General features: G+C 33.4%; 15 protein-coding genes. 9 read left to right on the top strand and 6 right to left on the bottom strand.

The window, feature by feature from the left end:
* The first annotated feature begins 1 nt into the window (after position 1).
* From RZ79_RS00730 to RZ79_RS00740, 3 genes are all read left to right on the top strand, one after another.
* A complete protein-coding gene (locus RZ79_RS00730; RefSeq protein ID WP_054449586.1) occupies positions 2–1042 on the top strand; it encodes a zinc-dependent alcohol dehydrogenase family protein in 1041 nt (346 codons plus the stop codon).
* 342 nt (positions 1043–1384) lie between these two features.
* On the top strand, positions 1385–2737 hold the full coding sequence (locus tag RZ79_RS00735; protein WP_054449587.1) for an APC family permease: 1353 nt from the start codon (positions 1385–1387) through the stop codon (positions 2735–2737).
* A gap of 127 nt (positions 2738–2864) precedes the next feature.
* Positions 2865–3290 carry a YjdF family protein gene (locus tag RZ79_RS00740; protein WP_272946479.1) on the top strand — a complete coding sequence of 142 codons (426 nt, stop codon included), beginning with the start codon at positions 2865–2867 and terminating at the stop codon, positions 3288–3290.
* Between the two features lie 34 nt (positions 3291–3324).
* Here RZ79_RS00740 and RZ79_RS00745 read toward each other — a convergent pair whose 3' ends face one another.
* A complete protein-coding gene (locus tag RZ79_RS00745) occupies positions 3325–3933 on the bottom strand; it encodes a helix-turn-helix domain-containing protein (RefSeq protein WP_054449589.1) in 609 nt (202 codons plus the stop codon).
* Positions 3934–4092: 159 nt separating this feature from the next.
* Here RZ79_RS00745 and RZ79_RS00750 point away from each other — a divergent pair, with 159 nt between their 5' ends.
* Positions 4093–4293: a hypothetical protein gene (locus RZ79_RS00750; protein ID WP_053795029.1), complete on the top strand. Its 201-nt coding sequence runs from the start codon at positions 4093–4095 to the stop codon at positions 4291–4293.
* A gap of 10 nt (positions 4294–4303) precedes the next feature.
* Complete coding sequence (locus tag RZ79_RS00755) at positions 4304–5140, top strand: SPFH domain-containing protein (protein WP_053795030.1); 837 nt, start codon at positions 4304–4306, stop codon at positions 5138–5140.
* Positions 5141–5169: 29 nt separating this feature from the next.
* Here RZ79_RS00755 and RZ79_RS00760 read toward each other — a convergent pair whose 3' ends face one another.
* Positions 5170–5433, bottom strand: coding sequence for a hypothetical protein (locus RZ79_RS00760; RefSeq protein WP_054449590.1), 264 nt, complete (start codon positions 5431–5433; stop codon positions 5170–5172).
* A 70-nt stretch (positions 5434–5503) separates the two neighbouring features.
* Between RZ79_RS00760 and RZ79_RS00765 the strand changes: the two genes are divergently transcribed.
* Complete coding sequence (locus tag RZ79_RS00765) at positions 5504–6388, top strand: ABC transporter ATP-binding protein (protein ID WP_054449591.1); 885 nt, start codon at positions 5504–5506, stop codon at positions 6386–6388.
* 10 nt (positions 6389–6398) lie between these two features.
* On the top strand, positions 6399–7148 hold the full coding sequence (locus RZ79_RS00770) for an ABC transporter permease (protein ID WP_054449592.1): 750 nt from the start codon (positions 6399–6401) through the stop codon (positions 7146–7148).
* 32 nt (positions 7149–7180) lie between these two features.
* On the opposite strand, the gene RZ79_RS07120 is transcribed toward RZ79_RS00770, so the two are convergent.
* The 4 genes from RZ79_RS07120 to RZ79_RS00790 form a co-directional block, all read right to left on the bottom strand.
* Positions 7181–7777 carry a helix-turn-helix domain-containing protein gene (locus RZ79_RS07120; RefSeq protein ID WP_080997417.1) on the bottom strand — a complete coding sequence of 199 codons (597 nt, stop codon included), beginning with the start codon at positions 7775–7777 and terminating at the stop codon, positions 7181–7183.
* 124 nt (positions 7778–7901) lie between these two features.
* Positions 7902–8543, bottom strand: coding sequence for a TetR/AcrR family transcriptional regulator (locus RZ79_RS00780; RefSeq protein WP_054449593.1), 642 nt, complete (start codon positions 8541–8543; stop codon positions 7902–7904).
* Positions 8544–8546: 3 nt separating this feature from the next.
* A complete protein-coding gene (locus RZ79_RS00785; protein ID WP_054449594.1) occupies positions 8547–9626 on the bottom strand; it encodes an ABC transporter permease in 1080 nt (359 codons plus the stop codon).
* Positions 9626–10348 carry an ABC transporter ATP-binding protein gene (locus tag RZ79_RS00790; protein ID WP_054449595.1) on the bottom strand — a complete coding sequence of 241 codons (723 nt, stop codon included), beginning with the start codon at positions 10346–10348 and terminating at the stop codon, positions 9626–9628. Before RZ79_RS00790 ends, RZ79_RS00785 begins: the two co-directional genes overlap by 1 nt.
* A gap of 141 nt (positions 10349–10489) precedes the next feature.
* Here RZ79_RS00790 and RZ79_RS00795 point away from each other — a divergent pair, with 141 nt between their 5' ends.
* Together RZ79_RS00795 and RZ79_RS07280 are read left to right on the top strand one after the other, a co-directional pair.
* Complete coding sequence (locus tag RZ79_RS00795) at positions 10490–11446, top strand: biotin--[acetyl-CoA-carboxylase] ligase (RefSeq protein WP_080997418.1); 957 nt, start codon at positions 10490–10492, stop codon at positions 11444–11446.
* A 475-nt stretch (positions 11447–11921) separates the two neighbouring features.
* Positions 11922–12725 (top strand): hypothetical protein, encoded by an 804-nt coding sequence (locus RZ79_RS07280; protein WP_054449597.1) that lies wholly within the window; start codon positions 11922–11924, stop codon positions 12723–12725.
* Positions 12726–12829: the final 104 nt, after the last annotated feature.

Here is a 12829-nt window from a genome sequence, read left to right on the forward strand (position 1 = left end):
TATGAAAAGTGCAGTATTTATTGAACCTGGTAAAGTCGAAGTTCAAGACGTCGACATGCCAAAGATTGAAAAAGATGATGACGTTATCCTAAAGGTAGTTCGTACCTGTGTCTGTGGATCAGACTTATGGTCATACCGTGGTTTAGACGAATACAAAAAGAAAGCTTACAACAATGGTCATGAAGCATTGGGTGTTGTTGAAACCGTTGGTAAAGATATCACTACTCTACAACCTGGAGATTTTGTAATCGTACCATTTACTCACGGTTGTGGACACTGTGCCGCTTGTTTAGCTGGTTACGACGGAAGTTGTCTAAACCATTCAGATAACTTTACTCAAAGTGCCCAAGCTGAATACCTAAGAGCTCAACACGGTGAATGGTCACTAGTTAAGGTTCCTGGTAAACCAGAAGACTACAGTGATGAAATGTTAGATTCACTATTAGCTCTATCAGATGTTATGGCTACTGGATACCATGCAGCTCGTACTGCTGATGTTCAAAAGGGTGACACTGCCGTTGTTATCGGTGATGGTGCCGTTGGTCTATGTGGTGTAATTTCTGCAAAACTACGCGGTGCAAAACAAATCATCGCAATGAGTAGACACGAAGACAGACAAAAGCTAGCCAAGGAATTCGGTGCTACCGATATTATCGCTGAACGTGGTGATGAAGCTGTGAAGAAGGTTATGGAACTAACTCACGGTAACGGTGCAGACGCTGTTTTAGAATGTGTTGGTACTGAACTATCAACTCAAACTGCTTTAGACGTTGCTCGTCCAGGCGCTAAGGTTGGTCGTGTTGGTTTGCCTCACTCAGGTAACTTAGATATTGTGACCCCATTTGGTAAGAACATTGCACTTGCTGGTGGTATCGCTTCAGTTACTACTTACGATAGACAAGAATTATTGGATGCCGTACTATCAGGTGCCATTCACCCAGGTAAAGTGTTCACTGGTAAATACAAACTAGCAGACATTAATCAAGCATACAAAGACATGGCTGAAAGAAACACTATCAAGGCTACTGTTGTTAACGATTAATATTTAAAAGATCGACTAATGTCGGTCTTTTTTTATATCTTCATAATATAAATTAGAAAATTATTAAGTGTTTATAATTGACTTATCATAATTAAAAGTTTAGTATACGATACAATCGTTAGGAAATATATCGGAGGAGGAGACACATATGAATAATTTTATGAACATGTACATGTGCGATTGTTGTAAACCAGCGGCTTCTCCTCTGGTTATTTAATCGCGTCGTGATACATACGATTAATCTGAGAAGAGCTGCTGACCTATAGTGATGGGATCAGCGGCTTTTTTGTTTGGAGGGGAATACATACATCACATCATAATACTTAGGAAGTGAAATAAATAATGGATTTAGATGAGTCAAAAAAGATTACTAAATTTGAGACGTTTGCGTTAGCCGTTGCAGCTGTTGCTCCAACTGGTTCAATTGCCTTTAACGCCGTACCAGCAGTGCCGTTTGCTGGAATTAATGTACCATTAGCGTTTCTACTTGGTGCGATCGGATTACTTTTTGTAGGTATCTGTTTTGCGGAATTATCAAAACATATTTCAGACGTTGGTTCAGTATATGCTTATAACCAACAAGCTTTAGGAGAAAGATTAGGTTTAGTTAGTGGTTGGACGCTAACATTTGCCTATGTGAATTTAGCGGTTTCATGTATGGGGGCGAATACTAACTTTGCACATGTATTCTTTGCTCAGTTAGGTTTTAATTTCAACAATACAATTATTGCGTTTGTAATTTTATTAGGAGCTGCACTAGTTCTTACATTTGGTCTAAAGCTTACCAGTAAATCAGCCATTGCAATTGAATTTTTGGCGATTGCTATTTTGGTTGTACTAACCGTTATTATTTTTGCCAAAGGTGGACGTGATGGCATTAGTGCCCAACCATTTGTTCCAACTCACAGTAGTGTATCTGGAATTGGACAAGGAATGGTATTTGCCATCCTTTCTTTCTGTGGTTTTGAAGGTGTTACAACTGTAGCTGTTAGAACAAAGAATCCAAAACGTTCAGTGCCATTATCTATTATTGTTACAATTATTTTTGCCGGAATTTTCTTTGTTATTGCTAGTTATATGCAAGTAATCGGATTTGGTATCCACCATGTCTCAGATTTCGCTCATTCTTCATCGCCATTAAACGATCTTTCATTAATGTATATGGGTCGACCAATGGCTTTGATTATGGACTTTGCCATTCTAATTAGTAGTTTTGGCTCCGTACTTGGTATCATGAACGCTGGTGCATACATGATTTACGCAATGGGTGTAAAAAAATATCTACCAAAATACTTTGGCAAATTTAATGAAAAACTAAATAGTCCCACTCGTTCAATTTGGTTGTTAACGGCTATTATGGCAGTGGCTTATCTTATTTTTGGTGTTCATTATGGACCTGAAGTAATTTATGCTAACTCCTCAACACTTGGAGTTTTAAGTATGTTGACAGTTTATGGTCTAGCTTGTCTTGGAACGATTCTATATTTCCATAAGCATAGAGATACTATTAAGCGTTCATTTATTAAACATATTTTGATTCCAGTTCTAGGAATTTTAGTGTTAGTTTACCCAATGTGGACTAACCTATATCCAATCCCAGACTTCCCTGGCAACTTATATCCATACGCAGTAATTTTATGGATTATTATTGGATTGGTAGTATACGTAATTAAAAAGAGAAGAAAAGAAGATTAATTAAAAAAAAGACGTCACTTATGTGGCGTTTTTTTGGTATTTACAAATTATTCGAAGTTATGTTGATATATGGTTCTAATAGTTTTATTATTTAAACATAATTTATATTGAAGAGGAGGGTCAAAACATCGATAGGTTTGTTAAAGGTAAGGCGGTTGTAGTTTTTGATCCTCCTTTTTATCGATTGATTATTGAAAATACATTTGATGATAATTATGAAGTAGCTAAAGTAACGCTAGGAACATCAGAACCATCCGCCTACTCAATAAATAATCTTATAAATAAAAAGTGGTCAAGATTTAAGTTTTATCAAAAATCTTCTGATGAAGTTAAGGTTTCAGAGAAAAGAATTAATCCTAAAAGACTACAAAGAATCAGTAGAAAAGAAGTGTCTAAAGGCATTGGGACCAAAGCCCAACAAGCTTTAAAGGAACAGAGTCGACTAGATAAGAAGACCAGTAAAAAGAAAAAAAGTGAATATAATAAAGAAAAGAAATTAATTAATTTTAAAATGAAACAACATAAGAAGATGGAAAAACATAAAGGACATTGATGGTATTAAAAAAACGTCACGATTGTGACGTTTTTTATTTTATATTGAACTTATCAATTATATATATGCTTAATGTCATTATTTCTAGGAAAACTCCAGATAAGATTAAATTGAAATTACCTTCATCGGTGAAAATGCCGTAAATTCCCCATACAAGTAAAAATAATAATATCGTGAAACCTAAAATAAAAAATATTTTAATTGGTAAACTGCTGTTACGATTTACCAATGATAAATCATGGTTTGACTTTAATAAGCCAGTTTTTTTCGTGAAGTAATCGCATGCTATTCTAAGAAAAAGTATGCCTACAATAAGTATTTCGAATAAGAATCCATTATTCATAGGTGATATGGTCAATGCTAATAAGAATATTGCATAAATACCGTAATTTAATTCTAGAAAATTATTTCTAATCTTGTCCTTTGAAATGGATTCTTTTAGGCGAGGATAATCATCTAGAAATTCGTCATATGGTATTTTATAGAGATTACTAATGTCAATTAATGTACTGGTGTCTGGATAACTCTTTTCATCTTCCCAGTTGGAAATTGCTTTATTTGAGACACGTAAACGTTTTGCTACTTCTTCTTGAGAAAGATGCAGAAGTTCACGTTGATCTTTGATACGTTCACCGAATTCCATATTTGTTATCTCTTTTCTATTAAATTATTTGTCATCATTATATCTAAAAAAGATTCATTTTAGTATTAAATTTTCTTATATGTTTTTTGTACAAAATGTATCGACTATTAAATATAACAATGGGATAATGGGTCATGAATAAAGGGGGAGGTGTTTTTCATGACTGACAATTTAGAACATCGAATGTTTTTAGGGAGAGTCGTTACTACCGATGACTTCTCGTCTGATAAATCATTGGTTCAAGTTGGGGGTATTTGGTATCGATACCATTTATCCGGTAATTCTACTTATCAGGATGGAACTGATTACCAGGTCGTGAATAACACAGGTAATACTCTTCATTTACAAAAAATTAAGTGAGGTATTGATTATGCCATTTGGAGTTAAAGTCATTCGTCAAAATAACGAAGGATTAGTGGAAACATTAGGAAAGTACAGCCACACTTTAAGTTCTGGTTTACATTTCTACATTCCAGTGATTCAACGCGTTAGAACTGTTAGTCTTGCAATGCAACCAAAATTACTACCAAAGTATTCATTGATTACAAAAGATAACGCTGAAGTATTGGGAAGTGTCAGTTTGAACTATCACGTAACTGAACCTGTTAAGTACCAATACGAAAACACCGATTCAGTAATGTCGATGGTTCAGTTAGTCCGTGGTCATTTAAGAGATATCATTGGTCGTATGGATTTAAACGAAGTATTGGGTTCCACCAAGGAAATCAATAAAGAATTAGCTGATGCAATCGGTGATTTAACCGACATCTATGGAATTAACGTTGATCGTATTAACATCGATGAATTAACTCCAAGTAAGGCAATTCAAGAAGCTATGAACACTCAACTTACAGCTGATCGTGAACGCCAAGCTGAAATCTCACGTGCTGAAGGGGATGCAAAGTCAGTCGAACTACGTACTAAAGCACAAAATGAAGCATTAGTTGCGACTGCTGAAGCCAATGCACAAGCTACTAAGACTAAGGCTGATGCTGAAAAGTACAGAATCGACAAGATTCAAGAAGCTTTACGTGGTGCCGATGACAAGTACTTCAATGCTCAAAGCATCGAAGCATTTAGTAATTTAGCAAATTCAGACACCAATATGGTAGTAGTGCCAAACGACGGTGCAGACTCATATGGTCAAATGACCACTTTTGCGAAACTACTAAAGCAAAACAACGAAAAAAAAGAAACAAAAGAATAATAAAAAAGGCCTGACGAATGTCAGGCCTTTTATTTATCTTTTTTAATGCCATTTTTCTTCTTGTGTCTATCATCGCCGTAACCCCAAATACAAAGGGTTCCAAAGAAGACAAGAAATACCATTGCGAAATCATGGAATGAATAACTTTTTGAAACAACCATTAGAAAGATTACCAAAATATCAATTAGTAGTGGTAGAATTCCGCCAACCCAAAAATATTTTGTATCGGTTAGTACGTAAACTTCCAGTAGGTAAAGTGCAGCAATCACTAGTAGGAAAATAATGAACCCCATTTCGTTTTCACATCCGTTCTTAATTAATGTATTATGTAGATATAATATAGCAGAATTGGAGAGAATTCAATTGACAAAAAGTGTTGAGATTAACAATTTAGACAAACGAATTGGTAAAAGATTGATTCTAAATAATATTTCGTTTGAAATTAATCAAGGCGATATTGTGGGATTAGTTGGTGAAAACGGTGCCGGTAAGACTACGATTATGAAATTAATTTTAGGGATGATTGATAATAATGGCGGCTCAATTAGAATTAATGGCAAAGAAATTACTGTTTCCAAAAGAGATGGGTTAAAAGGTGTTGGCTCGTTAATTGAAAATCCGGTGTTATATCCATACTTAAGTGGATTGCAACATCTTGAATTGTTTTCTGAAACCAAAGATAACGAGATGATTGATTATTTAGTCAATCGATTGAATATGCAAAATTACATAAATAAAAATGCGATTAGTTATTCGCTAGGGATGAAACAAAAATTAGCAATTGCAATGGCACTAGTTAATCGTCCAAGCTTCGCAATTCTGGATGAGCCAGTTAATGGTTTGGATCCAAAAAGTACCAAAGAAGTTAGAGATTTAATTGTTGATTTGAACAAAGAAGGCACTACATTCTTAATATCCAGCCACATTCTTGCTGAATTAGAAAAGATTATTAACCGTGTTGTTATCATTAAAAAGGGTGCCAAAATTTTTGATAACTACTTGGAATTCTTTGGTAACAAAGTGAACAAAACTGTCGTTAATACATCAGACAATAATTCTGCTGCAGAAATTCTTAAAGACAATGATATTAAAGTTTCTTTGGACAACGATGGTTTAACGATTGTTGGTGATTTTAAATTACAAGAAATTATCGATTTGATAAACGGCAAACAAATTAGTTTTACATCTATTCAAACCATTAATGATGATTTTGAAGATGATTTAATCCAAATCTTGGATGAGAAGTAGGAGAGTTAAAATGTTGTATCTAATTAAGCAAGAAATGTTTAAAAACTATCATAAAAAATCGACGTTTATTTCAATGATAATTCAAGTGCTTTTTATGTTATCAATGGCTATTTTGTCATTGAAATATAGTAATGTCTTTAAAGGTAAATCATTATTCATAGAAAATTATAATGCGACTTTATGGATTGTTTTCGTCTTAATCTTCATGGCTAGTAATATATTTTTAAACGAATATAAATATGGGACCATCAAGTTATTAATTTCTAAAGAATTTAGTCGAACTCAGATTTACTTTAGTAAGGTCATTTTTGTCTTTATTCAGTCAGTTGTTTTATACTTACTCGCGATTATAATGACATTTATCATTAACTTTGTTTTCACAAGAGTTGCAATTACATCAGCTGATATGAAATCATTGTTTACCAATATTGTCTGTGAGTTTTTCTCAACATGGTTAATTGTTAGTCTATGTTTCCTTTTAGCATCAATATTTAGATCATCTGGACTATCAATTACTATCAGTATTATTTTGTATTTCTCAGCTTCAATCGCGTCTAATTTAATGTTTATGGTTATTGCATCAAACAAGCTACTAAGATTTAATCCAATTAACATGTTAAATATCACTAACCAATCTGGTGATTCATCATATAGTCACTTAACTCTATTGCCAATGTATGCTTACTTTATTGGAATACCGATTTATGTATTCATCTTTATGCTAATAGGAAACTACATCTTTGTGCAAAGAAATAAATAAAAAGGCCTGACGAATGTCAGGCCTTTTTTGCTTTATTTATTTTTTAGATAATAGACTACAATTGCGGTTTCTAAAATTACAATTAGAAAAAATGCGATGATTAAATGTTGGGTAAAAAATGCAGTTGCTAAAATCGCTAGAAAGGATATTGATATAATATTAGACCATTTATAATTTAAATGAAAAAGTTCACCAAATAGGTCGAAGTTTTTAAAACCTATTTTATTTAGGAATTTGTTAATTAATGACACAATCATCACAACAAAAAGAGCTATCAAAGATATAATGAATTTATTAATGCCGATAACAGAAGGATTAGTAATAATAATTCCATACAAAAACATGATAAATATATCGAAAGAATAAGCGGTACATATTAGTCCAATTAAGTTTTTGCGTACGTCATTTTTTTCGATGAATTCCTTCATACCATTATCTTCTTTTAGCATGGTATCTAATGAAATATCATATATATTACTCAAGGCAATTAAGCTTTTGATATCGGGGTAACTTTTTTCATTTTCCCAACTTGAGATGGTTTGTCGAGAAACATTTAATTTTTCTGCTACCTCATCTTGAGTTAATTCTTTAATCTTGCGTTGTTGTTTTAATCGATCACCAAATTGCATTTTTATCGGGTCCTTTCGTTCAATTTATCAACAGAATTATATAAAATTTTACCGAGAAGAGCTAGCTAAGTTTCTTTGCAACGTTGATAAATCAACAAAAAGGATCTATTAAAGATGCCTTTTTCTATTTATGAATTACTTTCTTGCAGATTTTAATCATTGATTGAATTTGTTTTTCAGTATCCCAGTTGTCTGATGGAAATTTAAATTCAATTACGGTTGATACCAACAATTGCCCACTGATGATTCTAAATAATTCTTCAGCAGAAATAACGTCAGCAACACTGTCATCTTGTTTCATTAAATCATTTGCCTTTTCGATGATGAAGGATAGTTTTGGTAACATGATTTCTTCAATTTGATCCCTTAATTTATCATCAATCAATAATTGGCTGACCATGATACTAATAATTTGGTGGTTTTCTTCGATAAAATGAAAACGATCAGTAATGATATATTCAATCATTTCATCGATTTTTAAGGTGTGATGACTGACTGATTCAACAAATTGTTCACTAAAACTTGGAGCTAATGTGTTAACGACAGGGGTAATGATTGTATCTAGTAATTCTTTTTTGTTTTTAAAGTGTTTGAACACAGTGGCTTCACTTAGCATGCAATCTTTGGCGATTGATGAGGTCGAAGTCGATTGGTATCCATTTTGTGAGAAAAGCTTGACAGCAGACTTTAATACCTGACGTTTACCATTTGGCATTTTGCTGTTTTCAAGCCAATCATTAAAACTGGTGTAATTAGATTGTTCCATTGATTATACCTTTCTGTAACGTTTCAATCCAATAATATTTATGAAAGTTAAAATAGCAATGAATAATATTATTACTATCAATTCTATAACAATCCCGGTGAATGTAAAGCCTCTCATCATCACGTTACTAATTGCTTCTGATGCATACTTGATTGGGAAGATAAATGATAATACTTTTGCCCAATTATCAAGAGAATTTAGAGGAATTAGTCCAGAGAAAAAGATTTGTGGAATTACCACTAGAGGGATAAATTGCATTAACTGGAATTCTGATTTAACGAAAGTCGATAGAAGTAACCCAGCGGCAATTGCGACTAGTGATAGTAAGAATGTGGTTAATAAGATTAGCCATATTGATCCGACAACTTCAATATCTAATACCTTGATTGTAAATAATACGATTATAATTGTTTGGAATACAGCCATTAGTCCGTAGCTTAGTGAGTATCCAAAAATGATTTCAGATCTCTTAACTGGAGTAGCTAATAGACGGTCCAATGTACCTGATGTTCTTTCTTTTAGAAGTGCCATCCCAGAAGTTAGGAATACGAAGAAGAAAACAAAGAATGCCATTAAAGTGGGCATCATCTTATCAAAAAAGTTTGTCTTACTGCTACCGTACTTGTATTCATTAGTTAGATGAATTTTAGGTTGATGTTGCTTTACAGGTGAAATCTTTGCTAACGTAGTAGACATGTTCTTAAGGCTTGTTTGAGTAAGTGCAGATGATAGCGCAGCCGTTGTCATGCTAGTCTTTGAAGCATCAATGTTAGCGTGAACCATTTTGTAATCATTGTTCTTGTAAATGATAAATGAATCAATGTAATTATCACGCAATGCATTTTCGGCAGATTTTTCGTTTTTGAATTCCTTGACATTGACGTTCTTCACTTTAGTAAGGTTGGATTCCACTTGTTGTGATATATTTACAGTACCTATATTGATATCTGTACTATTGTATGACTTAAAAACGTATGACATCAATGCCATGACAATAATAGGTATGATAAAAATCATTGCCAATGTTTTTTTATCACGAAAAATTTCTTTTAATATACGACTTGAGATTGATAGTGTCTTCATTACATATCACCTTCGGCTTTCATAAATACATTTTCAATGCTATCTACATCATATTGTTGTTTTAGATTATTTGGAGCGTCGTCTGCGATGATGTTTCCATCGATTAGAAGAGCAACACGATCGGTTAGTTCAGCCTCATCCATAACGTGAGTAGTTACTAGAATGGAACAACCGTTATCTCTTAACTTACCCAATTCTGTCCAAATATTTTTTCTAAGTACTGGGTCAATTCCAACGGTTGGTTCGTCCAAGATTAGTAGCTGAGGATTACCTAGAAGAGCGATTGCTAGTGATAATCTACGTTTCATACCTCCTGAGAAGTTATCGACCTTTTTATCTAATTGATCTGTTAAATCAACGACTTTAGATACTCGCTCTATTTCGCTATCCAAATCTTCTTTTTTTAATTCACGCATCTTGGCAAAGAAAAGAAGGTTTTCTCTTGCTGACAGAGAATTGTAGAGTGAATCTGATTGAGCCATGTATCCCATCTTGCTTAGGATTTTACGGTTAGGCATATGAATGCCAAACACTTCGGAGTTGCCGCTGTCAGCTTTTTCCATTCCTAAGGTTAGCTTTATAATAGTAGATTTTCCGGCTCCGGATGGTCCGATTAGACCTACGATTTGTCCGTAATCGACTTCAAATGATACGTTGTTTAAAACAACTTGCTTTCCATACTTTTTCTTTAAATTGTTAATTGAAATGATTTTGTCCGTCATAATAATACCTCCTAACAATTAGGTGAGTGAGTACTAACTCACCTAGCGAGAATCATTCTAAAACATGTAAATTAAAAAAGCAAATACTTTTTTGAAAAAATTTTATTATGATATTATTTACTTATTAACGAAAGGAAGTTCATGATGAAAAAAGATCAATTATTGCAGTTGTTTATCGAACATAAAGGTGACTGGCTTTCTGGTAATCAATTAGCAAATAAAATGAACATTAGCCGTACGATGATTTGGAAGCTAATTAATCAATTGAGACAACAAGGTCATCAAATTGATAGCAAGACTAATCAAGGATACAAGTACATAGGAAACAACGAACTAAACCCACAATTAATCGAATCAGACTTAAATAATGAATACGAAATCATTTTCAAGAAGGAAATTACATCTACGAATTCATACGCCAAGCAAATCAATGACCAAAGTCAAGATGGAAAACATCGTTTGGTGATTGCTGAAAAACAAACTCAAGGACACGGACGAAGAGGGAGAAGTTTTTATTCTCCAGCTAAGAGTGGAATCTACATGAGCATGGTGGTGCCATTCCATGATGCCAAACATCTAAATCCTGGTTTGCTAACGACCATGACCGCAGTAGTGGTTGCTAAAGCACTAAAGAAGAGTTATCCAGAAGAGGAGTTCTGGGTTAAATGGATCAATGACATCTATGTAAATAACAAGAAAGTTGTCGGTATCCTAACTGAATTAGTGATGGATGCTGAATTAATGCAGCCTTCCGCAATTGTTGTGGGTGTTGGCATTAGTCTATCATCTAAAGAGATTCCGGACGAAATGAAGGATAAGGTTGGTTGGATTAGTGATAAACAGATTGATAAGAATAAACTAGTCTCCGACATCGTCAACGGATTTGACGAAGAATTTCCTCATTATTTGGAAGCTAACTTCATTGAAGATTATCAAAAAATGTCATTTTTGAATGGTAAAAAGGTCAGTGTTGATACGACAAAAGAGACAATTGATGGGACAGTTACTGGAATCGATAAAGAGGGTCATTTGTTATTAGATGTTGAGGGAAAATCAACAACAATTAATAATGGTGAAGTAGTAAAAGTGAATTTTTAAAAGACACCTTGAATAAGGTGTCTTTTTTTCACCAATTAAACAAATTGTTGAATTATATATAATTATCTTTAAAAAAATTTAATGCTTTCAAACGTTATATTATCAGCGTTTCTTGAATATATATGTACAATGTGTACATTATTTAGTGATATTCTATTCATCTATTTTTGAATATTAGTGATATATTAAATATAGATTATAACAATATAATCTAGTCTGGTTTGCAATGTATCTTGTCTGTTGTTTTTTGCTTAAATACGTCTTAATCGTATTCTTATTTTTTGTATCAATAAAGATGATTTTTTTGATTATATTTTTTCATTTTAACCAAAAAGATCACCTGATTGTATAGTACATATATGATGCATCTATACAGTTTTTTTAGATTTACTGTTTCACGATGATGACAACGTCATTACCGAAATTTTTAAATTAAAAACGAATCCTGAGTAAGGATTTTGAGGGGGATTTTATTATGAAAAAGAACTTTAAAAAGGCCGTGCTAGCTCTAGTACCTGCCGCAACTCTATTTTTCTCAACTGGTGTAAGTGCATTTGCTGAAACTTCAACACCTACTTCAACACCAACTACATCAAAAGATACAAGCAAGAGTGATTCAGAAGGTACTACAACTCAAGCTGCATCAAAAGATACAAGCAAGAGTGATTCAGAAGGTACTACAAATACATCATCTGCATCAGCAGATAAAACCAATGATTCTAAGTCATCAGACTCATCTTCATCAAAATCAGATGATAAAACTGTAACAACAGATACTAAGAAGGATGCAACTTCAGCTACAACAGGCGATAAGAAAGAAACAACTAAGTCAGAAACTAAACCAGAAGCAACCAAGACTGATACAGCTACTGAAACAACTAAGTCAGAAACTAAACCAGAAACAACCAAGACTGATACAGCCATTGAAACTAATAAATCAGAAGCAAAACCAGAAGCAACTAAGTCTGCTGAAACTAAGACTGTTAAAAAACATGTAGCTAAGAAATCATCAAAGAAAGCTGCTAAGAAGACAGTTGCAAAGAAGACAACTAAGAAAGAAGCTAAGAAGGCTGCTAAGAAGGCTGCAGCAAAGAAGGCTGCTAAGAAACATGCAAAGAAAGCTACTAAGAAGCATGTAAAGAAGACTTCACATAAGAAGTCAGCTTCAAAGAAGCACGCAAAGAAGCATGTAAAGAAGCATGTAAAGAAACACTCAAAGAAAGCAACTAAGAAACATGCTAAGAAGACTTCACACAAAAAGGCTGCTCACAAAGAATAGTCAAAATAAAAAAGGATCATCGAAATGATGATTCTTTTTTTATATACTTGACTTAGAGTTAACTCTAACTGGTACATTTGTTATTGAAGTTAGTAGAAAGGACT

Origin of the sequence: Apilactobacillus kunkeei DSM 12361 = ATCC 700308, assembly GCF_001281265.1 — a bacterium.
In the GTDB taxonomy this organism is placed as follows: Bacteria; Bacillota; Bacilli; order Lactobacillales; family Lactobacillaceae; genus Apilactobacillus; species Apilactobacillus kunkeei.